Annotated in this window: 22 protein-coding genes and 5 tRNA genes; 10 read left to right on the top strand and 17 right to left on the bottom strand. The window is 55.6% G+C overall.

Annotation, left to right across the window (positions count from 1 at the left end; translation table 11 throughout):
• The 5 genes from tuf to ACTJI7_RS19255 all read right to left on the bottom strand — a co-directional run.
• Nucleotides 1–1,178: elongation factor Tu (tuf, locus tag ACTJI7_RS19275; protein WP_048957925.1), on the bottom strand; the 1,178-nt coding region annotated here is incomplete at its 3' end.
• Between the two features lie 118 nt (nt 1,179–1,296).
• A tRNA-Thr gene (locus ACTJI7_RS19270) sits at nt 1,297–1,372 on the bottom strand.
• A gap of 6 nt (nt 1,373–1,378) precedes the next feature.
• A tRNA-Gly gene (locus tag ACTJI7_RS19265) sits at nt 1,379–1,453 on the bottom strand.
• 117 nt (nt 1,454–1,570) lie between these two features.
• Nucleotides 1,571–1,655, bottom strand: a tRNA-Tyr gene (locus tag ACTJI7_RS19260).
• A gap of 8 nt (nt 1,656–1,663) precedes the next feature.
• Nucleotides 1,664–1,739 (bottom strand) — tRNA-Thr (locus ACTJI7_RS19255).
• Between the two features lie 317 nt (nt 1,740–2,056).
• Here ACTJI7_RS19255 and coaA point away from each other — a divergent pair.
• Nucleotides 2,057–3,007 carry a type I pantothenate kinase gene (gene coaA, locus ACTJI7_RS19250; protein WP_032644951.1) on the top strand — a complete coding sequence of 317 codons (951 nt, stop codon included), beginning with the start codon at nt 2,057–2,059 and terminating at the stop codon, nt 3,005–3,007.
• A gap of 44 nt (nt 3,008–3,051) precedes the next feature.
• Here the strand turns inward: coaA and dppF are convergent, their stop codons facing one another.
• From dppF to ACTJI7_RS19205, 9 genes are all read right to left on the bottom strand, one after another.
• Nucleotides 3,052–4,065, bottom strand: a complete 1,014-nt coding sequence (gene dppF, locus ACTJI7_RS19245; protein WP_045260007.1) for a dipeptide ABC transporter ATP-binding subunit DppF — start codon at nt 4,063–4,065, stop codon at nt 3,052–3,054.
• Entirely contained in the window at nt 4,062–5,045 is a 984-nt protein-coding gene (gene dppD / locus ACTJI7_RS19240; protein ID WP_008502772.1) for a dipeptide ABC transporter ATP-binding protein, read from the bottom strand. The genes dppF and dppD overlap by 4 nt, the downstream gene beginning before the upstream one ends.
• Nucleotides 5,046–5,055: 10 nt before the next feature.
• Entirely contained in the window at nt 5,056–5,958 is a 903-nt protein-coding gene (dppC, locus tag ACTJI7_RS19235) for a dipeptide ABC transporter permease DppC (RefSeq protein WP_028015093.1), read from the bottom strand.
• A gap of 9 nt (nt 5,959–5,967) precedes the next feature.
• Nucleotides 5,968–6,987, bottom strand: a complete 1,020-nt coding sequence (gene dppB / locus ACTJI7_RS19230) for a dipeptide ABC transporter permease DppB (RefSeq protein WP_028015092.1) — start codon at nt 6,985–6,987, stop codon at nt 5,968–5,970.
• 177 nt (nt 6,988–7,164) lie between these two features.
• Entirely contained in the window at nt 7,165–8,772 is a 1,608-nt protein-coding gene (gene dppA, locus ACTJI7_RS19225; RefSeq protein ID WP_028015091.1) for a dipeptide ABC transporter periplasmic-binding protein DppA, read from the bottom strand.
• Between the two features lie 620 nt (nt 8,773–9,392).
• Nucleotides 9,393–9,469, bottom strand: a tRNA-Pro gene (locus tag ACTJI7_RS19220).
• A 91-nt stretch (nt 9,470–9,560) separates the two neighbouring features.
• Nucleotides 9,561–11,255 (bottom strand): kdo(2)-lipid A phosphoethanolamine 7''-transferase, encoded by a 1,695-nt coding sequence (eptB, locus tag ACTJI7_RS19215; RefSeq protein ID WP_028015090.1) that lies wholly within the window; start codon nt 11,253–11,255, stop codon nt 9,561–9,563.
• A 237-nt stretch (nt 11,256–11,492) separates the two neighbouring features.
• Complete coding sequence (locus ACTJI7_RS19210; RefSeq protein WP_028015089.1) at nt 11,493–12,695, bottom strand: L-lactate MFS transporter; 1,203 nt, start codon at nt 12,693–12,695, stop codon at nt 11,493–11,495.
• Nucleotides 12,696–12,931: 236 nt separating this feature from the next.
• The gene (locus ACTJI7_RS19205; RefSeq protein ID WP_063155177.1) at nt 12,932–13,474 is read right to left on the bottom strand and encodes a hypothetical protein; all 543 of its coding nucleotides are present in this window, start codon (nt 13,472–13,474) and stop codon (nt 12,932–12,934) included.
• Between the two features lie 160 nt (nt 13,475–13,634).
• Between ACTJI7_RS19205 and tag the strand changes: the two genes are divergently transcribed.
• Together tag and ACTJI7_RS19195 are read left to right on the top strand one after the other, a co-directional pair.
• On the top strand, nt 13,635–14,216 hold the full coding sequence (gene tag, locus ACTJI7_RS19200; RefSeq protein ID WP_028015087.1) for a DNA-3-methyladenine glycosylase I: 582 nt from the start codon (nt 13,635–13,637) through the stop codon (nt 14,214–14,216).
• Entirely contained in the window at nt 14,194–14,640 is a 447-nt protein-coding gene (locus tag ACTJI7_RS19195) for an N-acetyltransferase (RefSeq protein ID WP_028015086.1), read from the top strand. Before tag ends, ACTJI7_RS19195 begins: the two co-directional genes overlap by 23 nt.
• On the opposite strand, the gene ACTJI7_RS19190 is transcribed toward ACTJI7_RS19195, so the two are convergent.
• On the bottom strand, nt 14,603–16,882 hold the full coding sequence (locus tag ACTJI7_RS19190; protein WP_440670598.1) for a molybdopterin guanine dinucleotide-containing S/N-oxide reductase: 2,280 nt from the start codon (nt 16,880–16,882) through the stop codon (nt 14,603–14,605). The genes ACTJI7_RS19195 and ACTJI7_RS19190 overlap by 38 nt on opposite strands.
• 211 nt (nt 16,883–17,093) lie before the next feature.
• Between ACTJI7_RS19190 and ACTJI7_RS19185 the strand changes: the two genes are divergently transcribed.
• From ACTJI7_RS19185 to ghrB, 6 genes are all read left to right on the top strand, one after another.
• The gene (locus ACTJI7_RS19185; RefSeq protein WP_008502762.1) at nt 17,094–17,756 is read left to right on the top strand and encodes an OmpA family lipoprotein; all 663 of its coding nucleotides are present in this window, start codon (nt 17,094–17,096) and stop codon (nt 17,754–17,756) included.
• A gap of 114 nt (nt 17,757–17,870) precedes the next feature.
• Nucleotides 17,871–18,887, top strand: a complete 1,017-nt coding sequence (locus tag ACTJI7_RS19180) for a LacI family DNA-binding transcriptional regulator (protein ID WP_028015084.1) — start codon at nt 17,871–17,873, stop codon at nt 18,885–18,887.
• 103 nt (nt 18,888–18,990) lie between these two features.
• The gene (locus ACTJI7_RS19175) at nt 18,991–19,740 is read left to right on the top strand and encodes a sugar phosphate isomerase/epimerase family protein (RefSeq protein WP_045260017.1); all 750 of its coding nucleotides are present in this window, start codon (nt 18,991–18,993) and stop codon (nt 19,738–19,740) included.
• Between the two features lie 3 nt (nt 19,741–19,743).
• A complete protein-coding gene (locus ACTJI7_RS19170; protein ID WP_028015082.1) occupies nt 19,744–20,682 on the top strand; it encodes a sugar kinase in 939 nt (312 codons plus the stop codon).
• Nucleotides 20,683–20,799: 117 nt separating this feature from the next.
• Nucleotides 20,800–22,080 carry an MFS transporter gene (locus ACTJI7_RS19165; protein WP_028015081.1) on the top strand — a complete coding sequence of 427 codons (1,281 nt, stop codon included), beginning with the start codon at nt 20,800–20,802 and terminating at the stop codon, nt 22,078–22,080.
• Between the two features lie 26 nt (nt 22,081–22,106).
• Nucleotides 22,107–23,081: a glyoxylate/hydroxypyruvate reductase GhrB gene (ghrB, locus tag ACTJI7_RS19160; RefSeq protein ID WP_063155179.1), complete on the top strand. Its 975-nt coding sequence runs from the start codon at nt 22,107–22,109 to the stop codon at nt 23,079–23,081.
• 58 nt (nt 23,082–23,139) lie between these two features.
• Here ghrB and cspE read toward each other — a convergent pair whose 3' ends face one another.
• Together cspE and ACTJI7_RS19150 are read right to left on the bottom strand one after the other, a co-directional pair.
• On the bottom strand, nt 23,140–23,352 hold the full coding sequence (gene cspE, locus ACTJI7_RS19155) for a transcription antiterminator/RNA stability regulator CspE (protein ID WP_003860775.1): 213 nt from the start codon (nt 23,350–23,352) through the stop codon (nt 23,140–23,142).
• Nucleotides 23,353–23,599: 247 nt separating this feature from the next.
• Nucleotides 23,600–24,310 carry a DUF3053 domain-containing protein gene (locus tag ACTJI7_RS19150; protein ID WP_045260020.1) on the bottom strand — a complete coding sequence of 237 codons (711 nt, stop codon included), beginning with the start codon at nt 24,308–24,310 and terminating at the stop codon, nt 23,600–23,602.
• A gap of 331 nt (nt 24,311–24,641) precedes the next feature.
• Here ACTJI7_RS19150 and ACTJI7_RS19145 point away from each other — a divergent pair, with 331 nt between their 5' ends.
• Entirely contained in the window at nt 24,642–24,929 is a 288-nt protein-coding gene (locus ACTJI7_RS19145) for an HTH-type transcriptional regulator (RefSeq protein ID WP_028015078.1), read from the top strand.
• The last annotated feature ends 33 nt before the right edge of the window (nt 24,930–24,962 follow it).

The following is a 24,962-nucleotide window of genomic DNA, read 5'->3' as shown; positions in this document are numbered from 1 at the left end:
AGAACTTTAGCAACAACGCCCGCGCCAACGGTACGGCCGCCTTCACGGATTGCGAAACGCAGACCGTCGTCCATCGCGATTGGGTGGATCAGAGTCACAACCATCTTGATGTTGTCGCCTGGCATTACCATCTCTACGCCTTCTGGCAGTTCGATGGTACCGGTCACGTCAGTTGTACGGAAGTAGAACTGTGGACGGTAGCCTTTGAAGAACGGAGTATGACGGCCGCCTTCGTCTTTGGACAGGATGTACACTTCAGATTCGAACTTGGTGTGTGGCTTGATTGAGCCTGGCTTCGCCAGAACCTGACCACGTTCGATTTCTTCACGTTTGATACCACGCAGCAGAACACCAACGTTCTCACCAGCACGGCCTTCGTCCAGCAGTTTGCGGAACATTTCAACGCCAGTACAGGTAGACTTCGCAGTCTCTTTGATACCAACGATTTCAACTTCTTCACCAACTTTGATGATACCGCGCTCTACACGACCGGTAACAACGGTACCACGACCGGAGATGGAGAATACGTCTTCGATTGGCAGCAGGAATGGCTTGTCAATCGCACGCTCTGGTTCTGGGATGTAAGAATCCAGGAAGCCAGCCAGTTCGATGATTTTCGCTTCCCACTCTGCTTCGCCTTCCAGCGCTTTCAGCGCGGAACCGCGAACGATTGGAGTGTCGTCGCCCGGGAAATCGTACTGAGACAGCAGTTCACGAACTTCCATCTCTACCAGTTCCAGCAGCTCTTCGTCATCAACCATGTCGCATTTGTTCAGGAACACGATGATGAAAGGAACGCCTACCTGACGACCCAGCAGGATGTGCTCACGAGTCTGAGGCATTGGGCCGTCAGTCGCAGCAACAACCAGGATCGCGCCGTCCATCTGCGCAGCACCGGTGATCATGTTTTTAACATAGTCGGCGTGGCCTGGGCAGTCTACGTGTGCGTAGTGGCGAGTCGGGGTGTCGTACTCAACGTGAGAGGTGTTGATGGTGATACCACGAGCTTTTTCTTCTGGTGCGTTATCGATCTGGTCGAATGCACGAGCAGAACCACCGTAGGTTTTAGCCAGAACGGTAGTGATTGCAGCGGTCAGCGTTGTTTTACCATGGTCAACGTGGCCGATAGTACCGACGTTAACGTGCGGTTTTGTACGTTCAAACTTTTCTTTAGACATCGATTGTCCCTCTAAGACACGGATAAATCGGTGATATCACCACATCAACCAGGCGAAATGCCTGAATTGTTGAATACAGTAAAATTGAAACAGAGAGAAACGGGAAGGAGAAGTGAAGTGGTGCTGATACCCAGAGTCGAACTGGGGACCTCACCCTTACCAAGGGTGCGCTCTACCAACTGAGCCATATCAGCACGTATTGGAGCGGGCAGCGGGAATCGAACCCGCATCATCAGCTTGGAAGGCTGAGGTAATAGCCATTATACGATGCCCGCATCCTGAAACTCGGCTACCCAGTTCTTTCTGTAACAAAAAAAGAGATTTCTCTCTTTTTCAGTTTGAGCTGGCTAATTTTTCCAACCAGCTCCGGCGGCATTTACGCTGCCAGAAAGTGGTGGTGGGGGAAGGATTCGAACCTTCGAAGTCTGTGACGGCAGATTTACAGTCTGCTCCCTTTGGCCGCTCGGGAACCCCACCGGACTTGATGGTGCCGACTACCGGAATCGAACTGGTGACCTACTGATTACAAGTCAGTTGCTCTACCTACTGAGCTAAGTCGGCATCAAGTAGCGCGCATTCTATGGATACCTGCGCGGTCATGCAACTAAAAATTTGCATAAAACGTTCTTTCGCTCACATTTTATGCGAACGCAGCGCTAAGCGATGTAAAAGTAGCCATTCCGGGTCAAATAATCAACATACAGGCATGATTTACATCGCATACACCGTAGCGTGACGGCTTCCGCGTAACGCAGCGCTTTCCATCTTTTTTCTTATTATTCCCGCCATCTGGTGTTAACCTCCTGCCCATTGTCCAAAATTAACTGTGTGATGAGCCACGTCCCGGCAGCATAGCGCTGGCTCACTGAAGCATGCTTATGAGCAAAAAAGAGCAAACGTTAATGACGCCTTATCTTCACTTTAACCGCAGCCAGTGGGCTGCCCTGCGTGATTCCGTCCCTATGACGCTGACGGAAGGTGAAATCGCACGGTTAAAAGGGATAAACGAAGATCTGTCCCTGGAAGAGGTGGCAGAAATTTATCTCCCCCTCTCTCGCTTGCTTAACTTCTATATCAGCTCCAACCTGCGCCGTCAGGCGGTGCTGGAGCAGTTCCTCGGAACCAATGGTCAGCGCATTCCTTATATCATTAGTATTGCGGGCAGCGTGGCCGTGGGTAAAAGCACTACCGCACGCGTGCTGCAGGCGCTGCTGAGCCGCTGGCCGGAACACCGCAGCGTTGAGTTGATCACCACCGACGGCTTCCTGCACCCGAACGAGGTCTTAAAAGAACGCGGGCTGATGAAGAAGAAGGGCTTCCCGCTCTCTTATGATATGCACCGTCTGGTAAAATTTGTCTCTGACCTGAAATCTGGCGTGCCGCACGTCACGGCGCCGGTCTATTCACACCTGATTTACGACCGCATCCCGGATGGGGATAAAACGGTAGTCCAGCCGGATATCCTGATCCTTGAAGGTTTGAACGTGCTGCAAAGCGGCATGGACTATCCTCATGACCCGCATCATGTGTTCGTTTCGGATTTCGTCGATTTCTCTATTTATGTTGATGCGCCGGAAGATCTGCTGCAGAACTGGTATATCAACCGCTTCCTGAAGTTCCGCGAAGGGGCATTCACCGACCCGGACTCCTATTTCCACCACTACGCCCAGCTTTCTGAAGAAGAGGCCATTAATGTGGCCAGGGGGCTGTGGAATGAGATCAACTACGTGAACCTCAAAGAGAACATCCTCCCGACGCGCGAGCGTGCGAGCCTGATCCTCACCAAGAGCGAGAAGCACGCCGTCGACCAGATTCGCCTGCGAAAATAGTCAGGCAGACATAAAAAAACCGGCTTAGCGCCGGTTTTTTTTCGTTATGCGTGCGGCTTCTCGCCATTTTCATCCTGATCGACCGCAAAGCAGGCGACCAGCTGACCGCCATAATCCTTCAGCTGCGGCTGAAGCTGGGTGCACGGGCCAAAGCGGCGGCTGCAGCGCGCGTTGAAGGCACACCCCGGCGGCGGATTCAGCGGACTTGGCAGTTCACCCGTCAGCTTAATGCGCTCGCGACGATCGTCCGGGTTCAGACGCGGCGTCGCAGACAGCAGCGCCTGGGTGTACGGATGACGAGGATTACTAAAGATCTGCTCTTTGGTCCCCTTCTCCACGCAGCGCCCCAGGTACATCACCATCACTTCATCGGCAATATGCTCCACCACCGACAGGTCGTGAGAGATGAACACATAAGACAGCCCCAGATCCTGCTGGAGATCCATCATCAGGTTCAGCACCTGTGCGCGCACGGACACGTCGAGCGCCGACACCGGCTCATCGGCAATCACCACATCCGGATCGAGCATCAGCCCGCGGGCGATGGCGATACGCTGACGCTGGCCGCCGGAGAACATATGCGGGTAGCGGTCGTAATGCTCGGTTTTGAGGCCGACCTTCGCCATCATCGCCAGCGCTTTTTCACGGCGCTGCTCTTTGCTCAGATTACTGTTAATCAGCAGGGGCTCTTCCAGGATCTGTCCCACTTTTTTACGCGGGTTCAAAGAACCGTACGGGTTCTGGAACACAATCTGGATTTTCTGGCGGCGCAGCTTCTGCGCCTGCGGGTCATGCTTGAGCAGATCCTGGCCCTGATAATAAAGCTCACCGCCGGTCGGGACTTCAATCATCGTCAGCAGACGGCCCAGCGTCGATTTCCCGCAGCCTGACTCCCCCACCACCGCCAGCGTTTTACCGCGTTCGAGGTTAAAGGAGACGCCGTCCAGCGCTTTCACCAGGCGCTCAGGGGCAAAAATCCCCTTTTTCACCGGGTAGTGTTTTTTCAGGTCGATGGCCTGCAACAGCGGTTGTTGCGTGGTGGCCTGTTGCGTACTCATAGTGTTGGCCTCCCGGCATCATCGAGTGGGTAGTGGCATTTTGACTGTCGACCGTCGGCCAGCTGGTTCAGCTCTGGCTCTTCTGCCCGGCACTTATCCGTCGCATACGGGCAGCGCGGATTAAGCAGACAGCCCTGCGGACGGTCGTATTTGCCCGGAACCACGCCCGGCAGCGACGCCAGGCGCGCTTTGTCCTGGGCAAACTCCGGCAGCGCGCGCAGCAGAGCCTGGGTATACGGGTGACGCGGCGCGCGGAAGATATCGTGCGAATTTCCGGTCTCAACCACCTGGCCGGCATACATCACGATGATCTTGTGTGCCGCTTCGGCCACCAGCGCCAGATCGTGCGTAATCAGCACCAGCGCCATGTTCTCTTTCTGCTGCAACTCCAGCAGCAGCTCGATGATTTGCGCCTGAATGGTCACATCCAGCGCCGTTGTCGGTTCATCCGCAATCAGCAGCTTTGGTCGACAGGCAATCGCCATGGCGATCATCACGCGCTGGCTCATCCCACCGGAAAGCTGGTGCGGGTATACGTCCAGCCGCGATGCCGGGTCAGGAATACCCACCTGGTTCAGCAGGTCGATCGCGCGCTGGCGACGGGTTTTCTTGTTACCACCCTGGTGCACCTTAATCGCTTCCATAATCTGGAAGCCGACCGTGTAGCACGGGTTCAGGCTGGTCATCGGGTCCTGGAAGATCATCGCCACTTCGGCGCCCACCAGCTGGCGGCGCTGTTTCTCAGAAATGCGCTTCAGGTCCTGACCGTTGAACTGCAGGTTTTCCGCCATCACGCGGCCCGGGTAATCAATCAGCCCCATGATTGCCAGTGAACTCACCGACTTACCGGAACCGGACTCCCCGACGATACCAACCACTTCGCCCTGATTGACGCTGTAGCTGATGCGGTCCACGGCGCGAAACGGGGTGCCTTCGTCGCCGAAGTGTACCGATAATTTATCTACATTTAATAACGCCATCTCGTGCCTCTTACTGCTTCAGTTTGGGATCAAGCGCATCACGCAGGCCATCACCCATCAGGTTAAATGCCAGCACCGTCAGCAGGATTGCCAGACCCGGGAAGGTGACAACCCACCAGGCGCTTTGTGCGAACTGCAACACGTCGGAGAGCATGGTGCCCCACTCCGGTGTTGGCGGCTGCGCACCCATGCCCAGGAAGCCAAGAGCGGCCATATCAAGAATGGCGTTTGAGAAACCGAGCGACGCCTGAACGATCAGCGGCGCAAGGCAGTTAGGGAAGATATTAACGAACATCTGGCGCATCGCACCGGCACCCGCCACGCGAGAGGCGGTGACGTAGTCGCGGTTCACTTCCACCAGCACCGCCGCGCGTGTTAATCGCACGTAGTGAGGAAGCGCCACGAAGGTCAGCGCCAGGGCGGCGTTACCGATCGACGGGCCGAAGATCGCCACCAGCACCAGAGCCAGCAGCAGGCTTGGCAGTGCCAGCATGATGTCGACGATACGCATAATGATGTTATCAACGATGCCGCCGAAGTAACCGGCAACCAGGCCGAGGATGATCCCCATAATCAGGGAGAGCACCACCACCAGACAACCAACCAGCAGCGACAAACGCGCGCCGTACATCAGACGCGACAGCACATCGCGGCCCACATCATCGGTACCCAGCAGGTGCGCCAGGCTACCGCCATCCTGCCAGGCAGGAGGTGCCAGTAGCGCATCGCGGAACTGATCCGCCGGGTTATACGGCGCCAGAAAGTTCGCAAACACCGCAATCAGGATCATGATAGCGACATACACCAGCCCGACTACCGCGCCTTTATTACGCTTGAAGTAGTGCCAGAACTCCTGCAGCGGCGTCATTGGAACCGGTGCAGCAACAGCTTTGTTTTCAGAAACCTGTGACATGATGGCCCCTTACTTCTTATGACGAATACGCGGGTTCACCACGCCGTACAGCAAATCGACCAGCAGGTTGACGAGGATAATCATCGTCGCGACCAGCAGCACCCCACCCTGCACCACCGGATAGTCACGGCGTTGCAGCGCATCAATCAGCCAGCGTCCGAGGCCCGGCCAGGAGAAGATGGTTTCCGTCAGGATCGCCCCCGCCAGCAGCGTACCCACCTGGAGGCCGATAACGGTCACCACCGGCAGCATGGCGTTACGCAGCGCGTGGACGATGATGACGCGCATGCGGGTTAAACCTTTGGCGCGCGCGGTACGGATGTAATCTTCACCCAGCACTTCCAGCATGGAGGAACGGGTCATACGCACGATCACCGCAAGAGGAATGGTGCCCAGCACCATAGCAGGCAGGATCATGTGCGCAACGGCATCAATGAAGTTGCCCTCCTCGCCCCAGATGGCCGTGTCGATCAGCATAAAGCCGGTTAACGGATTGGTATCATCAAGGAAGACCATATCGCTGACGCGTCCGGAGACCGGCGTCAGGTTCAATTGCACCGAGACCAGCATGATCAACATCATGCCCCACCAGAAGATAGGCATGGAGTAACCGGTCAGCGCCAGACCCACGGCGGTATGGTCGAAAATAGAGCCACGCTTAACGGCAGCCAGTACCCCAACAGGAATACCCACCGCAGTGGCGAAAATCATGGCGCAGATGCCAAGCTCCAGCGTCGCTTTAAAACGCGGCACGAACTCGTCCCACACCGGAAGACGGCTTTTTAACGAAATCCCTAAGTCACCGTGCATCACGCCCCAGATATAGTGGAGGTACTGCTGCCACATCGGCTTATCGAGGCCGAGTTCAGCCAGCAGTTGCGCATGACGTTCAGGGGAGATACCACGCTCGCCCGCCATAATCATTACCGGGTCGCCGGGGATCATATGGACGAAGGCAAAAGTGAGAAGGGTGATACCGATAAACGTCGGGATAACAAGTCCCAGACGTCGGAGGATGAACTGCAACATAACCCGGATTCTCTCTGATGACGCACGGCCAGTGGCGTGACGTCTGTATTGCTCACAAATCTTATTCCCTCCCCTTTCAGAGAGGCAATAAAGCACTGCTGCCGGGTGGCGCTACGCTTACCCGGCCTACATACCGTAGGCCAGTGCAAGCGCAGCGCCGCCTGGCGTTGCTTTTAATTATTCAACCGATACGTTTTCGAAGTGGTGTTTGCCCAGTGGATCAACCACGTAGCCCTTCACTTCTTTACGCACTGGCTCATACACGGTGGAGTGAGCAACAATCAGCGCCGGAGCCTGATCGTGCATAACAACCTGAGCCTGCTTGTAGAGTTCAATACGTTTGTTGTGATCGTCGGTCGCACGCGCCGGCTGGATCAGATCTTCAAACGGCTTGTAGCACCAGCGAGAGTAGTTAGAGCCGTCTTTCGCTGCCGCACAGCTGAACAGGGTGGCGAAGAAGTTGTCCGGATCCCCGTTGTCACCGGTCCAGCCCATCATTACCGCCTGGTGCTCACCCGCTTTGGCGCGCTTCAGATACTCGCCCCACTCGTAGGTCACAATCTTGGCCTGAACGCCAATTTTCGCCCAGTCAGCCTGGACCATTTCGGCCATACGGCGTGCGTTCGGGTTGTACGGACGCTGTACCGGCATCGCCCACAGCTCGACGGTAAAGCCTTTATCCTGGCCCGCTTCTTTCAGCAGCGCTTTCGCTTTCTCAGGATCGTAACTGTAGTCCTTAACGTCGTCGTTATAGCCCCACATGGTTGGTGGGATCAGGTTCTTGGCAGCAACGCCCGCGCCCTGGTAAACGGCCTTGATGATCGCTTCTTTGTTCACCGCGTAGGTCAGCGCCTGACGTACTTTCACGTCATCAAACGGTTTCTTCTCGGTATTGAAGGAGAGATAGCCCACGTTCAGGCCCGCCTGCTCCATCAGGTTGATGTTTTTGTCCTGCTTCATGCGCGCGATATCTGCCGGGTTCGGGTACGGCATCACCTGGCATTCGTTTTTCTGCAGTTTAGCGTAACGCACGGATGCATCAGGCGTGATGGAGAAGACCAGACGGTCGATCTGCGGCTTGGTGCCCCAGTAGCCCGGGAAGGCTTTATACAGAATACGGGAGTCTTTCTGGTACTGCAGCAGCTGGAACGGGCCGGTACCGATTGGGTTCAGGTCCACTTTTTCCGGCGTGCCGGCTTTCAGCATGTTGTCCGCATACTCTTTAGAGAGAATAGAGGCGAAGTCCATGGCCAGGTCAGCCAGGAATGGCGCTTCCGGACGGGTCAGCACGAACTGAACGGTTTTATCGTCTACTTTTTTCACTTCGGCGATCAGGTCAGGCAGACCCATCCCTTCGAAGTATTCGTAGCTGCCGCCAGACACTTTGTGGTACGGGTTCTGGGCGTTTTTCTGACGGTCGAAGGAGAACACAACGTCGTCGGCGTTAAAGTCACGCGTTGGTTTGAATTCTTTGCTGTCCTGCCACTTCACGCCCTGGCGCAGGTGGAAGGTATAGGTTTTGCCGTCTTCGCTGATGTCCCACTTCTCGGCCAGACCCGGAATCACTTCCGTGGTGCCGGTTTTGAATTCAACCAGACGGTTATAGATCGGTACAGAGCTAGCGTCGTAAGTTGTACCAGAGGTAAAGAGCTGTGGGTTAAAGCCTTCCGGCGAGCCTTCAGAACAGTAAACCAGGGTTTTTGCCTGTACGCTTGCTGCCACGGTCATAGCCACCAGGCTCAGACCAAGCTTCAGCATCCCTGACTTCTTCAAGGAAATACTCATTATTCTGCTCCAATGTGATGTTTTGCTTTGTTGTGTTACGCCGCCAGACCTTTATTTATTTTTTACCCGGTCCGGTCGGAGGTGCCCGAAGGCGTTAAAGGGATGGAGAATCCTTTCAGAAGAGCGTTTGAGTTGCAGCGCAGATCGTCCCTGAAATGCCCCTCATGCCCTACAATCTGTCAACAGAATGTGAAAACGTCAATACAGGTGACGGGGATTTGCGCCGAGTGTGAGAAACCGCAAACAAAGATTAAAAAAACCCTGAACGCCAGTTTTCAGCAGGGAAATTTATGCTACTCGCCAACTTGCAGCACAAATATCTTCATATTTCGCAACAATCAGTGATTAACTTTTATTCAGAATGGGTAAATTTTCTTGCAGAATGGTGATTATCTGAGCACTAAATACCGCGAACGTTAAAACGCACAGCGAAAAATGCTGAGGTTATCCATAAGCAACGCGAAAAAAGATCAATCTATATATAAAAAAATACAATGGATTATGTCACAAAATCGTTAACAGGCAGGAAGAAGCGGGGATAAGGGGCATTTTACTGAATCAGGATGAGTAAGCCGTTAATGCAAAAAGGGCTAACCTTGCGGTTAGCCCTTTTCAGAATGTGGTCGGCGAGAGAGGATTCGAACCTCCGACCCACTGGTCCCAAACCAGTTGCGCTACCAAGCTGCGCTACTCGCCGAATGCGGAGCGCATCTTACTGCTGAGGTGCGCCCCCGTCAATCCCTTATTTTCAAAAAGCCATTCAACTGGCGATATTCTCGCCAGAGCAGCTACTGCGCGGCTTTTGCGGTGTTATCAGGGAGTTTACACCAGTTGTTGTTTTCGTTAATCCCACCGTTCGGTGAGGTATAGCCGAGGCAACCCATAATGGTGTCGTACAGCTCAACGTGACGGCGCGGCACCTTCATTTCCGCCTCTTTCTTAAGCTGAGCAAACATCTTCGCTTTCTCCGGATTTTCAAGATACTTATCCGACATCCACATGATCATCGGCACGCGGAACTGCTCCGGCGGTGCCAGCTTGCGCGGCGTACCGTGCAGGTGCTCTTTCTCATTAATGGACTCACCGTGGTCTGCGGCGTAGATAACAATCGCTTTTTTATCACGCAGCTGGTCAATCACCCGGCTCAGGAAGGTATCCACATACAGAACGGAGTTATCGTAGGCGTTGATCAGCTCCTGCTTGCTGCAGTCTTTATTAATGCCTACGCACTCAGGCTGCCATTTCGCGAAATCGCGCGTGTAACGCTGGTAATAACTGTAATGCGACCCTTTGGTATGCAGAATGACGAGATGTTTGCCCTGCGGGTGATTCTTCAGAGACTGGGACATCTCCTCAAGCAGCAGCATGTCGTCAACGTTTTTCCCGCGGTTGCGAGGCTCGGCACCAATCTGCTCACGATACGCGATGTTATCTGCCAGCGTGTTGGTGTAGAACCACATCTCACTTTGCATGGCGAACAGATCGGAGCTAAATCCAAGCTGCTTCAGCACGGCAAAGACGTTTTGTTCTTTCAGCGTACGTTGCGGGTTATCGCTCGCCCCGCCTTCACGCACAAACATACAGCGCAACGAGAGCTTCGTGGCGGTATCGCAGGAATAGCCGCGGTAAGCCACCAGATTCTTCTCCTGCGCCAGTTTCGGTGTGGTATCGCGGTCATAACCGAGGATACCCATATGATCCCAGCGCGTCGTTTCACCGATGACAAAGACTACGTAAGTATCATCCAGCCCGTCAGCCGGCGCCTGGTAGGTGAACTTTTTGGTCGGGTTAATCAGTGATTTCACATCGCTGGATTCGTCCGCCTGCGCCCAGGCGTAAAGACCTAACGCGGACAGCCAGTTGGACGGCAGATACGAGTTAGCCACCACGCCGCCATAGCTCGGCATATCCACGCCCGTCGCTTTTTCGATCCGTTTTTGCTGTTTTTCCATCAGGCGAATCGGCGCCCACACCAGCAGGCCCGCCAGCAGAACGACGGCGACGTTGCGGATGCGCTGTCCCCGGGTACGCAGCTGGCGTAACAGGGTATAACGGCAGGTATTACTCCAGATAAAGAAGAGCGGGATCAGGCAGGTCAAAATCGTCCATATGATGAACCCTTGACCCACCACCTCTTTCGAGAGGTCGATGTCCGTGGTCATCACCGAGGCGACAATACCGTAGCCAATGACCACGTTCATGAATGTCATGTAATAGCTTGCGGCGGCAGAGATAATCACCACCAGCGAGGCCAGAATTTGCCATGTACGTCGGCCAAAAAGTGAGAGCAGGCGTAACAGGAAGAAGGTTGCCAGGATAGAGCCAAACACTTCAATGACGGCAAAAATTCCATTTCTTACGCTGAGGTGTTCGAAATAACCTTCCACACGTCTGAACAGTACCGCGCCATTCAGAAACAAACCGATATAGACAGCCAGCATCAGACACAATCTTTGCTGGGTAAGAGACCTAATATATTTCATGCAAACAACCCTGGGGGAAGGGGTATAAAGACCCGCCGAATCTCAGTGAGAAAGCTGACAGAGTAAGTAGATGCGAGCGAAACCGTTATCAGAAACGTCTACAAGCGCGATAAGTAGACCACAGCGGGAAAGAAAAGTGGCAGCAGAGAGTGTGATCGAGGAAATTTTTTACAAAATAACAAGTCCGAAAGTGATGTTGAGATAAAAAAAGAGGCCCTGAGGCCCCTTTTCATCGAATCATGCATGCGCTTCTTTATACACTTCGCGCTGCGGCTGACGAATCGTTGTGGACAGCGCCAGCGAGATAATCAGCAAGGCAAATATCACGCAGAAGGTCACGTAGAAGCCACCGAACAGCGAGGCAATCAGCGACCCGCAGATACTGCCGATACCGAAGCCGAGATAAATGACGCCGTAGTTTTTCGCCAGATTGTTGAGGCCGAAGAACTCGCTTACCAGCGACGGGAAAACGGTAATGGTGCCGCCGAAGTTAAAGGCGACGCAGGCAATCGCCGCAAAGAAGGTCGCCTCGTTCAGCGGAGCAAACAGCAGCGCCGCCATGCCCACCAGAGAGATGACCTGCCCCAGCGTAATCACGCGGATGCGGGCGATTTTGTCAGACAGGATACCGAGCACCAGACGACCCGAGAGGTTAGCAATGGAGATGACCGTCACCGCATTCGCCGCCGTCGCGGCATCCAGTTTTACCATCCCCTGCGCGATATCTTTCGCCACACCGATGACATACAGACCGCTCATGCAGGCCGTCAGGAACATCACCGCCAGCATCCAGTACTGCGGTTTACGCATGGACTGCGCGAGGGTGAAATCGTTCTCCACCACGCCGTTAACGGATTTCACTTCCTGCTGCGGGGCATCTTTCATCAGCGTGGCGCCAAACAGAATCATCACCAGGACAATTGCCCCCCAGATCATGAACGTTTTTTCGAGGCCAACGGACGCCAGCAGTTGAGAGTCGATAAATTTAAAGCCAAGGCTGCCCAGGCCATAGGAGCCGATAGCAAACGCGGAGATTAAGCCTTTACGCTCCGGGAACCACTTCACGCAGTTCGACAGCGTCAGGAGGTAACCTGCGCCGTCCGCCAGCCCCACCAGCACGCCGGCGCTCAGCCACAGCATCATCAGGTTGCTGGAATGCGCCGTCAGGAAAAAGCCCAGGCCCAGCAGAATGCCGGAGGCCATGGTCACGCGCTTCACGCCAAAGCGTTCCTGAAGTTTGCCCGCCACGGAAGAGGAAATCGCTAATCCAAGACTCAGCAAGCCGAAGGAGAATGCCACCTGGCTTATCGGCGCGCCGAGCTTATCAGACAAGGCGCTGTTAAACAGACTCCAGGTATAAACCGAACCCAGTGCGAACTGGGTAATGATGGTGCCGAATAGCGTCAGCCAACGCGTGCGGTTATAGGTTGAGGTGTTCATGGCAGTATCCTGCAAGATAAATTAAGGAAGTTCGCTGAGGACACGATAAACAAAACCCCAAAACGCCAGGGGTAAAACGGCATGAAATGCAGGAGAAACGGAATGAAATGCCTGGAAGCGGGAATGAACGACCTTGCCGGAGAAGAAAACGTTTAAAGGTGAGTGACCACTATCACCACACCCCTCGCCGTTATTGTATTAAATATGTTACCGCAGCGTTTAAAAAAGTAACAACCCTAAAATTTGGCGCTTAAGCCCAGGGTATACAAATATTCTTCTTCCGACTGCTGGTTGTAGCTAATCTTCGCCCAGGGGTGTAAATCGCCGTACTGGGTATCAACACGCCACCCCAGAGAGTTCACGCTGGCATGCCAGAGGGGTTCGGTAAGCGACTGCGCGGTGGTTGTATCACTAAACGTATTTACCGTTGTGGGTGGAGTGCCCTCTGTGCGCCACGCCATGACCGGCCCGGTTGTGATATGCCCCGCCACGGGAAAATTCCAGCCAACGCTCAGAACGGTTTCCGCATCCGAACCGGATGGGTCGTTCAGCGCAAAGCCCGCAGCATTCTGCGAATGGTTAATACGCTCCGCGAGAATATCTTCATAACGAGGTTGGTGATCGGCGTCCCATGTATAGCGTTCTGTCGTATTACTTTGTGCATCTGAAACGATATATTCCTGTTGCCACGCAAAAGCGGTGTTACATATAAGCAGGCAGGCTGAAACGCCCACCAGGCCAGAAGCAGCATGGCGACCACTGATTTTTTTTATCATCATCAAAGCGACTCCAGAAAGAGCCGAGTTCGGCGATATATGTCATTGTTCGAAGAGGTATTGGGGCATATAGCCCTGTATTAACTATTGTCTCTTTAGCAGACACGTCAAGCCGGGCAGATTGAAATTTTTGCGTTTATCGTATCAGGAAGGGAGATGACCTATGCAACGTTGCGGTTGGGTAAGCCAGGATCAGCTTTATATCGATTATCACGACAAGGAATGGGGCGTACCGGAGACCGACGGTGAAAAACTGTTTGAAATGATTTGCCTTGAAGGCCAGCAGGCCGGTCTGTCGTGGATCACCGTTCTGAAAAAGCGTGAGAACTACCGCAATGCCTTCCACCGGTTCAATCCGGCTGCGGTGGCCGCCATGACCGACGACGACGTGGAAAGACTGGTTCTGAATCCCGGTATCATCCGCCATCGCGGTAAAATTCAGGCCATTATCGGTAACGCGCGGGCTTATCTGGCGATGGAGCAAAACGGCGAACCCTTCTCAGCATTTGTCTGGTCGTTTGTGGATAACGAGCCGAAGGTGACGCGGGCCGCCACGCTTGCAGAGATCCCAACCTCGACCCCTGCCTCGGATGCCCTGTCGAAAGCGCTGAAAAAACGCGGCTTCAAGTTTGTGGGCACCACCATCTGTTACTCCTTTATGCAAGCCTGCGGGCTGGTCAATGACCATATTACGGGCTGCATCTGCCACCCGGAGGGCAACCATGATCCGCAAATGGCACAGTGAGAATACCGCTCAGCTCCTGAGACTGTGGCTTGAGAGCACCACCGAGGCGCATCCGTTTATCGACGCCGACTACTGGAAAGCGAACGAAGCGCTGGTGCGGGATGAATACCTTCCCGCCGCCGAAACCTGGGTCTGGGAGGAGAACGGCACGCCGCGCGGTTTTATCAGCGTCATACAGTCGCAGTTTGTGGGGGCGCTGTTCGTTACGCCAGCGTATATCGGAAAAGGCATCGGGCGCGCGCTGCTGAACCATGTTCAACAGCGCTTCCCGCACTTAACCCTGGAGGTGTATCAGAAAAACGTCCGGGCGGTGAATTTCTACCATGCTCAGGGCTTTCGCATTGAAGACAGCGCCTGGCAGGATGACACCCAGCACCCGACGTGGATCATGAGCTGGCAGGCGGATCAAACGCCGTTAAGGTAAGCTCGGGCCCCTCATATTTCTCGACCCAGGCCAGCGCCGTGTTCCCTGCGCAACCATTCCCCAGCTTCGAGCTGGGGAGATCTTTGGTCAGCACGTTAACCGCCCCGTTTTTACAGATCCCACCTTCGGTGGGCTCAAGGTCGGGCCAGGCTCCCTGATGAATACAGATCACGCCTGGCTTAATCCCGTCGCTGACCACCGCCCCTGCCAGCACCTGTCCACGCTGGTTCCAGACGCGCACCACGTCACCGTCCGCAATCCCACGCGCTTTGGCGTCTAAAGTATTCAGCGTAATTGGCTCCCGCCCGGCGACCGCATACTGCTCGCGCAGAGAGGTGTAGTTAAGCTGACTGTGCAGACGATGCGCCGGATGGGCAGACAGCACCTGCAGCTGCTCCGGCTGAGCGTTGCCGTGCCACTCGTCCGGCTCCAGCCACGAAGGGTGTGGCGGACAATCGGCATATCCAAAGCTGGCGATGCGCTCGCTGTAGATCACAATCTTGCCGCTCTCGGTTTTCAGCGGATGGTTTTGCGGGTCGCGACGGAAATCGGCGAAACGGACAAATCGGGCGTTCTGTTCGCTTTCCGGCATTTCGAGAATCTGGTTCGCCTCCCAGAATTCAGCAAATGGCGGAAGCGTCACGCCCTGCGCCGCACCGCGCTGTCCGGCGATCTGGTAGAAACTCTCCAGCCACTGCAGGTCATTTTTCCCTTCGGTAAAGCGTTCGCGACCGCCCGCTTCCCAGAGCTCGCTCAGTTCAGCAAACACGTCAAAATCATCACGCGCTTCATCACGCGGGGCCACCACGCGCTTCATCGGCACCATATGCTGGTTGCTGTAATCGCCGGTCATGGTGAGATCGTTACGCTCAAACGACGTGGTCGCCGGCAGCACGATATCGGCATGTTTGGCCGAGGCGGTCCAGAAGCACTCGGAAATCACCACCAGCTCCGGCTTTTGCCAGGCGCGGATCAGGCGATTGGTATCCTGATGGTGCGTGAAGTTTGCCCCGCCCGCCCACCAGACAAACTTAATGTCCGGGAAGTGGCGGTCCAGACCGTTATGCTGATAAAAACCGCCCGGGTTTTCCAGGGCTTCAACGATTCGCGCCACCGGGATTTTATCCACGGCATCCACGCCGCCCTGCACCGAGCCTTGCAGGGACGCCAGCACTGCCGCTTTACGCGTTGGGTTACCGCCGTTCGCAAAGTGATAGGAAAGACCAAAACCGCCGCCCGGCGTACCAATCTGTCCTAGCATCGCGGCAAGGGTCACCAGCATCCAGTGTTTCTGCTCGCCGAACTGCTGACGCTGCATCCCCCAGCCGGACATTAACATCGTGGTATTTTTATGGAACAATGCCGCCAGTTCGCGGATTTTAGCGGCTGGAACGCCACAAATTTCCGCGGCCCACTCTGCCGTTTTCACTACCCCATCAGATTGGCCCGTCAGGTAGTCGGCGAATTTGTCGAAGCCGGAGGTGCACCGGGCGAGGAAATCGCGGTCGTGCCAGCCGTTCTCCACCAGCGTATGGGCGATACCCAGCATCATCGCCACGTCGGTGCCCATATGAGGAGCAATCCACTCGGCGCTGTCGCCGAAGAAATCCATAGTTTCAGAACGCATCGGATCAATGCAGATGATGCGTTTGCCGCTTTTGCGCAGCGCGTCGAAATACCCAATCCCCTGCTCGTCGCTGGCATTCCAGGCAATTTTCAGCGTGTTCAGCGGGTTGGCGCTCCACAGCACCACCACGTCGGTGTGCTGCAGCACCAGCGGCCAGCTGGTCTGCTGCTGGTACACTTCGTTTCCTCCCACGACGTACGGCATGATCGCCTGCGCCGCGCCGGTCGAATAGTCTCCCAGATGACCGGTATAGCCCCCGGCCAGGCTCATGTAGCGCTGCAGCAGGGTCGAGGCCTTGTGCAGCACGCCGTTCGAGCGCCAGCCATAGGAGCCGGCAAAAATGGACGATGGGCCATAGCTGTCGCGAATGCGCTTATGCTGCGTATGGATCAGCGCCAGCGCATCGTCCCAGCTCACGCGAACAAACTCATCCTGACCACGGATCCCCTGCGGCTTATCCGGCGAGGCTAGAAAACCTTTGCGCACCATCGGCCAGCGCACGCGCGTTTTGCTGTGCACCTGATCGCGTACGACGGTCTGTAACGAATTGGGATGTTGTGTTGGCAGTGCCCCACGGGACGACAGAACATTTTCGCCATCGGTTTCGACCAGCATCGGCCCCCAGTGGGCGGCGGTCAGAATGGTTTTTGTTGAGGTGCTCAAGCGTGCGCTCCTGGTTGCGTGCAGGTTTACGGCCTTCTCGTTGAGGTCGTTTATGGTTTGTCACAAATTTCAGAGTTATACCCGGAATTTTCTCCGTATCTGGACGTCATAATCAACTGCCACGCTCGCCGTGGCAAAGAATAAAAAGGATTAAGGAAAGAAGATGAAAAAACGCGTACTCGTTATTGCCGCTCTGGTGAGCGGTGCACTGGCTGTTTCTGGCTGCACAACCAACCCTTACACCGGTGAGCGCGAAGCGGGTAAATCCGGCATTGGCGCAGGTATCGGCTCGCTGGTCGGCGCAGGCGTTGGGGCACTCTCCTCCTCCAAGAAAGACCGCGGCAAAGGTGCGCTGATTGGCGCAGCGGCAGGTGCGGCGCTGGGCGGCGGCGTCGGTTATTACATGGACGTGCAGGAAGCGAAACTGCGCGACAAAATGAAGGGAACCGGCGTGAGCGTCACCCGCAGCGGCGATAACATCATCCTGAACATGCCGAACAACGTGACCTTTGACAGCAGCAGCGCCACGCTGAAACCTGCGGGCGCGAACACCCTGACCGGCGTGGCGATGGTGCTGAAAGAGTACAACAAGACCGCCGTGAACGTGATTGGCTACACCGACAGCACCGGCAGCCAGGATCTGAACATGCGTCTGTCTCAGCAGCGTGCCGATTCCGTGGCCAGCTCCCTGATAACCCAGGGCGTTGAAGCAAACCGCATCCGCACCAGCGGCATGGGCCCTGCCAATCCTATCGCCAGCAACAGCACGGCGGAAGGTAAAGCGCAAAACCGTCGCGTAGAGATTACGTTGAGCCCGATTCAGTAATCCCCGAGGGAGAGGGCCGGGGTGAGGGCAACAGACCGCACACCCCGGCATGAACCACTTGCCATCGTTGATTTTCCCGCTAAGGTATTCTCACTAAATTCAGGGAAATCAGCGATGAGCAAACCAGCCCGGGCCACCATCAGCGACGTGGCGAAAGCCGCCAAAACCGGTAAAACCAGCATTTCGCGCTACCTTAACGGCGAGAAACATCTGCTGTCCGACGCATTGCTGGCGCGTATTGAACAGGCCATTGCCGATCTCGACTATCGTCCCAGCCTGATGGCGCGCGGGCTCAAACGCGGTCGCACCCGTTTGATCGGCCTTATTATCGCCGATATCACCAACCCTTACTCCGTCAACGTCCTCAGCGGTATCGAGGCCGCCTGCCGCGAGAAGGGCTTCACGCCGCTGGTCTGTAATACCAACAACGAAGTCGACCAGGAGCTGCACTACCTCGATCTGCTGCGCAGCTACCAGGTGGAAGGGATTGTGGTTAACGCAGTAGGCATGCGTGAAGAGGGCCTGAACCGCCTGCAGCAGTCCTCCCTGCCCATGGTCCTCATCGACCGTAAAATCCCGGAATTCGCCTGCGATGTCGTCGGGCTGGATAACACCCAGGCAGCCACAACCGCGACCGAGCACCTGATCGAACAGGGCTTCGAAGCGATTCTTTTCCTGAGCGAACCGCTGGGCATGGTAAATACCCGACGCGACCGCCTGGCGGCATTTCGCGCCACGCTTGCGCGTTATCCCGGTGCGATCGCCGAAAATGCCGAAACGCCGCTTCACGAAGCCGACCAGATCGACAACACCCTGCGCCAGTTCCATACCCGCCATCGCGGGATGCGCAAAGCCGTTATCTCCGCCAACGGGGCGCTGACGCTTCAGGTCGCCCGCTCGCTCAAGCGCATTGGCCTGCACTGGGGTAGCGATATCGGTCTGCTGGGCTTTGATGAGCTGGAGTGGGCGGAGCTGGCTGGCGTAGGTATTACGACCCTTAAACAACCCACCTGGCAGATTGGCTATGCCGCTGTAGAACAAGTGATTCGTCGTATTGAAGGCACCCGCGATGCCGTACGCGAGCAGGTCTTCTCCGGCGAGCTGATCGTTCGCGGCTCCACCGCCCGTTAATTCTCCCTTGTGATAGCGATCATAAATTCGACATCCTGATCTTTTCTTTGGAACCGGTTCCATCTAGCGTAATAGTATTAATATGTTGCGATGGAGTCCGAAGATGGGCAGGAAAATCATGGTGGTCACCGCCGCGTACGGCGCGGAACAGGTGCGACAGGCAGGCGGTCAGCGGGCGATGCTCCCCGTTATTGCAGGCGCAGGGGCAGACGGCGTGGAGATCCGCCGCGAACTGTTTAACAGCGAAGAGCTGCTGGCGCTGCCTGCACTGAGCGAATCCATCGAGCTAATGGGTCTGCTGGCGTGCTACTCCGCGCCCGCCGCCCTGTTTATGCCCGACGGCACCCTTAACCCGGACCTGCCCCGCTATCTCTCTGAGGCCAACACCCTTAACGCCCTGTGGCTGAAGGTTTCCCTCGGCCATTTCAGCGACACACAGCCTCTCGACGCCCTGCGCGCCCTGCTGAATGCCAGCGGTATGGCGCTTGTTGTGGAGAACGATCAGACCGACTGCGGGCAGCTCGCGCCCATGCGGCGCTTCCAGGCCGCCTGTCGGGAAATGGCGTTGCCCGTCACGCTGACCTTCGACATGGGCAACTGGCTGTGGGTCGGCGACTCCCCCGAAGAGGCCGCGCGTCACCTGGCCCCTGCGGTGAGCTATATCCACGTTAAAGCCGCCGTGCCGCATAAGGATAACTTCCGCGCCGTGGCGCCGGACCGCGCAGACGCGCGCTGGCTGGATCTGCTCGGCCAGCTGCCTGCAGATGCTCCGCGCGGTATTGAGTTCCCGCTGGAAGGGGCGGATTTAACCGCCGTTACCCGTCATTACGTCAACCTGCTGCGCGAGGAGTAAATCATGCACAAAACGCTGGATGCCATCACGATCGGCGAGGCTATGGCGATGTTTGTCGCGACCGAAACGGGCGAACTGAGCGCGGTTGAGCACTTTATCAAACGCGTAGCGGGCGCAGAGCTGAACGTCGCGACCGGCCTGGCGCGTCTCGGTCTGAACGTCGGCTGGGTCAGCCGCGTGGGGGATGACAGCTTTGGCCATTTCGTTCTCGACTCGCTGAAAAAAGAGAATATTGATGCCGCAGGCGTCACCCTGGACGGACGCTTTCCTACCGGCTTTCAGCTTAAATCGAAGGTCGAAAATGGAACCGATCCCATCGTGGAGTATTTCCGCAAAGGTTCGGCGGCAAGCCATCTCTCAACGGAAGATTACCACGCCGGCTATTTTGCCTCCGCGCGCCATCTGCACCTGAGCGGCGTGGCGGCGGCGCTCTCTGACAGTTCCTATGAACTGCTGGACCATGCGGCAACGACCATGAAGTCGCTGGGCAAAACGATCTCTTTCGATCCGAATTTGCGCCCGGTGCTGTGGAAAAGCGAAGCGGAAATGGTCGAGAAGCTGAACCGCCTGGCGTTCCAGGCGGACTGGGTTCTGCCGGGCCTGAAAGAGGGGATGATTCTGACGGGTGAAAATACGCCGGAAGGCATTGCTGATTTCTATCTGAATCAAGGGGTAAAAGCGGTGGTGCTGAAGACCGGTGCCGATGGTGCATGGTTCAAAACGGCCGACGGCGAACAGGGCGCGGTCGCGGCGGTGAAGGTTGAGAACGTTGTCGACACCGTCGGCGCGGGCGATGGCTTTGCCGTAGGCGTCATTAGCGCCCTGCTGGAAGGCAAACCGCTGCAGCAGGCCGTCGCGCGGGGCAATAAGATTGGCTCGCTGGCGATTCAGGTGCAGGGCGACAGCGAAGGATTGCCAACGCGAGCAGAGCTCGGCGTTTAAATTCCCTCTCCCTGTGGGAGAGGGCCAGGGTGAGGGCAGCATGCCACACCAAATAATTAAGCCACCGTGTACCCTACAGACAACGGCGGTAACAACCTCAACAACAGAGGCAAGCCTATGAACAGTTCGACCAATGCAGTAAAACGCTGGTGGTACATCATGCCAATCGTGTTTATCACGTACAGCCTGGCGTACCTCGATCGTGCCAACTTCAGCTTTGCATCCGCAGCGGGGATCACTGAAGACCTCGGCATCACCAAAGGTATTTCATCCCTGCTGGGAGCCCTTTTCTTCCTGGGCTACTTCTTCTTCCAGATCCCCGGCGCGATTTACGCGGAACGCCGCAGCGTGCGTAAGCTGATCTTCATCTGTCTGATCCTGTGGGGCGCCTGCGCGTCACTGACCGGCGTGGTGAACAATATTCCTGCCCTGGCGGCCATTCGCTTTATCCTCGGCGTCGTTGAGGCAGCGGTCATGCCGGCGATGCTGATTTACATCAGCAACTGGTTTACCAAATCTGAACGTTCACGCGCGAATACCTTCCTGATCCTCGGTAACCCGGTCACCGTACTGTGGATGTCGGTAGTCTCCGGCTACCTGATTCAGTCCTTCGGCTGGCGCGAGATGTTTATCATCGAAGGGGTACCCGCAATTATCTGGGCATTCTGCTGGTGGGTGCTGGTAAAAGATAAGCCTGCCCAGGCGAAGTGGCTTTCCGAAGATGAAAAAGCCGCGCTGCAGGCGCAACTGGATAAAGAGCAGCAGGGGCTGAAGGCGGTACGCAACTACGGCGAAGCGTTCCGCTCCCGCAACGTTATCCTGCTCTGCGCGCAGTACTTTACCTGGAGTATCGGCGTGTACGGGTTTGTGCTGTGGCTGCCGTCGATTATCCGCAGCGGCGGCGAGAACCTTGGCATGGTGGAAGTGGGCTGGCTCTCTTCCGTACCGTATCTCGCGGCGACCATCGCGATGATCGTTGTCTCCTGGGCGTCGGACAAGCTGCAAAACCGCAAGCTGTTTGTCTGGCCGCTGTTGCTGATTGCCGCTTTCGCCTTCATCGGCTCGTGGGCCGTGGGCGCGAATCACTTCTGGGCCTCATATACCCTGCTGGTGATTGCTGGTGCCGCCATGTACGCCCCGTACGGTCCGTTTTTTGCCATCATCCCGGAAATGCTGCCGCGTAACGTCGCGGGCGGTGCAATGGCATTGATTAACAGTATGGGCGCGCTGGGGTCGTTCTGCGGATCCTGGTTCGTCGGCTATCTGAACGGTGTGACCGGCAGCCCATCCGCGTCGTACATCTTTATGGGGGTAGCGCTTTTCGCCTCCGTGTGGCTTACTTTGATTGTTAAGCCTGCTAATAATCAACAGCACCTCGTCGGCGCACGCCACGCCTGAATCCTTAAAAATCAACGGAGATTAGCATGAAGCCGTCCGTCATTTTGTATAAAGCTCTGCCGGAAGATCTGCAGAAACGCCTGGAAGAACACTTCACCGTTACGCAGGTGAAGAACCTGAGCCCGGAGACCGTGGCGCAGCACGCCGATGCGTTCGCCAACGCCGAAGGCCTGCTGGGTTCAAGCGAAAAAGTGGATGTCGCCCTGCTGGAGAAAATGCCGAAGCTTCGTGCTACCTCAACCGTTTCCGTGGGTTATGACAATTTCGACGTGGATGCCCTGAACGCCCGTAAAATCCTGCTGATGCACACGCCGCATGCCCTGACGGAAACCGTGGCAGATACGCTGATGGCGCTGGTGCTCAGCACGGCCCGTCGCGTGGTGGAAGTGGCCGAGCGTGTGAAAGCCGGCGAATGGACGAAAAGCATTGGGCCGGACTGGTTCGGCGTGGATGTGCATGGCAAAACGCTGGGCATCGTGGGTATGGGGCGTATCGGGCTGGCGCTGGCGCAGCGCGCGCATTTCGGCTTCAACATGCCGATTCTGTATAACGCGCGCCGTCATCACAGTGAAGCAGAAGAACGCTTCAACGCGCGTTACTGCGAGCTGGATACGCTGCTGCAGGAAGCCGATTTTGTTTGCCTGATCCTGCCGCTGACGGATGAAACGCGCCATCTGATTGGCAAATCCGCGTTTGAAAAAATGAAGAAGTCCGCCATCTTCATCAACGCGGGTCGCGGTCCGGTGGTGGATGAGCAGGCGCTGATTGAAGCGCTGCAAAACGGCGAGATCCACGCCGCGGGTCTGGACGTGTTTGAGCAGGAGCCGCTTCCGGTGGATTCCCCGCTGCTGAGCATGCCAAACGTCGTCGCCCTGCCACACATCGGCTCTGCTACCCACGAGACGCGCTACAATATGGCGGCGACGGCAGTAGATAACCTGATAGCCGCGCTTGCTGGAAAAGTAGACAGGAACTGCGTTAACCCGCAGATCCAACAGTAGAAACGAAAAAACCCGCCAGAAGGCGGGTTTTTGAATTTTGTGCTACTGGGTTGGAAGCTTACAGGCTTACAACGTTACCAGCTGCTGGGCCTTTAGCGCCGCTTTCGATGGTGAAGGAAACTTTCTGACCTTCGTCCAGAGATTTGTAGCCATCGTTCTGGATAGCAGAGAAGTGTACGAACACGTCTTTAGAGCCATCGTCAGGAGTGATGAAGCCGAAACCTTTATCAGCGTTGAACCATTTAACCAGACCAGTCATTTTAGCAGACATAGAAATTACCTTATTAACAAATATATTGTGCCTTCCGGCTTGATGGATTGCGTTACAGATTTTTAAGCGATGAAGGAAGGGTCACTACGAAGGGTATCTATGGATAACAATCTGGACTGCTTTACTAAACTGCTTTAGGTCTGTGTAACAAACCGACGCGAACAGTTATACCGATGTGGTAGAGGAATGACAAGCGTTATTTTCTGAATGCCGAAAAAAAACCCCGCCTGAGGCGGGGTTTTTCGGTTTATTCTGTGGCAGCGACTGCTGCGCCCCACGCCTGGCTAAAGGCCTGGTGCTGGGCGGCCAGCGGCCCAATCAGCGTATTGTACTGACTTGCCTGCTGAGAGGTTGGGAACTGAATGCCGTTGGCAACAAAGCTCACCTGTGTCCCCTGCTGCGAGATGAAATCCCCGACCTGAACCAGCTGCTGAGTGAAGACCTGCGCGGCCGGAATCAGTGGTTGTATCGCTTCAGACGGTTTCGTCACTACTTTCTCATACACTTTATCGAAGACCGGTTTGAGATCCTCGCCCTGCTTCAGCGCAGAACGTGACGCGTCAGCCTGCATTTTCGCATTTTGCAGCTGCTGGCTCAGCACGCCGAGCGCACCGTTGGACTGGCGCAGCGGCTCGCGCTGAGTCATATAATCCTGGGGAACACGGATGGCGTTCACGCTATCCACTACCGGGCGGATACCGGAGTCCATCGCCTGGCTCACCTGCTGTGAATACCCATAAAGAATGGCGTAATCGGACACAAAGGGGCCAAACTGTTTTTTCTGATCCGCAGTCAGCGTCGGCAACCGCTCGCCGCTGCGCATCACTGTATTCTGCAGAAAATCGATAAACGCTTTGCGCTGATCGCCTTCTTTATCAAAACACCCACTCAGGCTAACAACCATCAACAACGCCGCAATAGGCGCAAACCAGCGAGAGCAGGACTTTCCTGTCGCCATTTTATTACTCCTTTCACCCAAAAAAGCGCACACCGGCACACGCGTGCCCGACGCTGACAAGGATAGTCCAGGTCAGCCTTGCAAGATACTCTTTTCATGTAAAACGACTATTGCCGATTTATTTCTTACTATTTACAAAAAAATACCTGGCGAAGCCGACATATGGTTAATCAGGGAATTAGCATAACTATCCAGATAGCTGAATCGCGTAAAGCGATCGTTACCGCACGATTAATCACAGCCGTGACGATCCTTGGTTTGTATTAGGGACTATTCTTAATTGGCTCTCTGATGTTCTTGATCACGATGTGAGATTTAAGAGGAGTTCTCAATGGAATATAAAGATCCTGAGTTTGAGCTGCTGAGCAGTCTGGAACAGATCGTTTTTAAAGATGTACCGCAGGCCATTACCCTGCAACAAAAATCCAATCCCTTTACAGAATATGAGCAATTGCGCAAAGGGACAGGACTGAAAACTGAAGAATTCGCCAGAGCGATGGGTGTCAGCGTGGCTATGGTGCTGGAGTGGGAGTCAAAACGAGAGAAACCCACCCCAACCGAGTTAAAGCTGATGCGCCTGATTCAGGCCAACCCTGCACTCAGCAAACAGATAGCGTAGTAAAGTTTGAACGCCCCCGCCTCTGCGGGGGCT

It is taken from the genome of Enterobacter sp. 22499 (assembly GCF_052044815.1).
Classification (GTDB): Bacteria; Pseudomonadota; Gammaproteobacteria; order Enterobacterales; family Enterobacteriaceae; genus Enterobacter; species Enterobacter bugandensis.
This window is presented reverse-complemented; position numbering and strand designations above follow the sequence as displayed.

Bases quoted from the DNA above. Each gene is read 5' to 3' on its own strand.
- tag (WP_028015087.1), top strand. From the start codon at position 13,635: ATGCAACGTTGCGGTTGGGTAAGCCAGGATCAGCTTTATATCGATTAT.
- ACTJI7_RS19165 (WP_028015081.1), top strand. From the start codon at position 20,800: ATGAACAGTTCGACCAATGCAGTAAAACGCTGGTGGTACATCATGCCA.
- cspE (WP_003860775.1), bottom strand. From the start codon at position 23,352: ATGTCTGCTAAAATGACTGGTCTGGTTAAATGGTTCAACGCTGATAAA.
- ACTJI7_RS19145 (WP_028015078.1), top strand. From the start codon at position 24,642: ATGGAATATAAAGATCCTGAGTTTGAGCTGCTGAGCAGTCTGGAACAG.
- ACTJI7_RS19195 (WP_028015086.1), top strand. From the start codon at position 14,194: ATGATCCGCAAATGGCACAGTGAGAATACCGCTCAGCTCCTGAGACTG.
- dppD (WP_008502772.1), bottom strand. From the start codon at position 5,045: ATGGCGTTATTAAATGTAGATAAATTATCGGTACACTTCGGCGACGAA.
- dppA (WP_028015091.1), bottom strand. From the start codon at position 8,772: ATGAGTATTTCCTTGAAGAAGTCAGGGATGCTGAAGCTTGGTCTGAGC.
- ACTJI7_RS19205 (WP_063155177.1), bottom strand. From the start codon at position 13,474: ATGATGATAAAAAAAATCAGTGGTCGCCATGCTGCTTCTGGCCTGGTG.
- dppC (WP_028015093.1), bottom strand. From the start codon at position 5,958: ATGTCACAGGTTTCTGAAAACAAAGCTGTTGCTGCACCGGTTCCAATG.
- ACTJI7_RS19185 (WP_008502762.1), top strand. From the start codon at position 17,094: ATGAAAAAACGCGTACTCGTTATTGCCGCTCTGGTGAGCGGTGCACTG.
- ACTJI7_RS19170 (WP_028015082.1), top strand. From the start codon at position 19,744: ATGCACAAAACGCTGGATGCCATCACGATCGGCGAGGCTATGGCGATG.
- ACTJI7_RS19150 (WP_045260020.1), bottom strand. From the start codon at position 24,310: ATGGCGACAGGAAAGTCCTGCTCTCGCTGGTTTGCGCCTATTGCGGCG.
- ghrB (WP_063155179.1), top strand. From the start codon at position 22,107: ATGAAGCCGTCCGTCATTTTGTATAAAGCTCTGCCGGAAGATCTGCAG.
- ACTJI7_RS19210 (WP_028015089.1), bottom strand. From the start codon at position 12,695: ATGAACACCTCAACCTATAACCGCACGCGTTGGCTGACGCTATTCGGC.
- ACTJI7_RS19175 (WP_045260017.1), top strand. From the start codon at position 18,991: ATGGGCAGGAAAATCATGGTGGTCACCGCCGCGTACGGCGCGGAACAG.
- ACTJI7_RS19180 (WP_028015084.1), top strand. From the start codon at position 17,871: ATGAGCAAACCAGCCCGGGCCACCATCAGCGACGTGGCGAAAGCCGCC.
- dppF (WP_045260007.1), bottom strand. From the start codon at position 4,065: ATGAGTACGCAACAGGCCACCACGCAACAACCGCTGTTGCAGGCCATC.
- ACTJI7_RS19190 (WP_440670598.1), bottom strand. From the start codon at position 16,882: ATGCTGGTCGAAACCGATGGCGAAAATGTTCTGTCGTCCCGTGGGGCA.
- eptB (WP_028015090.1), bottom strand. From the start codon at position 11,255: ATGAAATATATTAGGTCTCTTACCCAGCAAAGATTGTGTCTGATGCTG.
- coaA (WP_032644951.1), top strand. From the start codon at position 2,057: ATGAGCAAAAAAGAGCAAACGTTAATGACGCCTTATCTTCACTTTAAC.
- dppB (WP_028015092.1), bottom strand. From the start codon at position 6,987: ATGTTGCAGTTCATCCTCCGACGTCTGGGACTTGTTATCCCGACGTTT.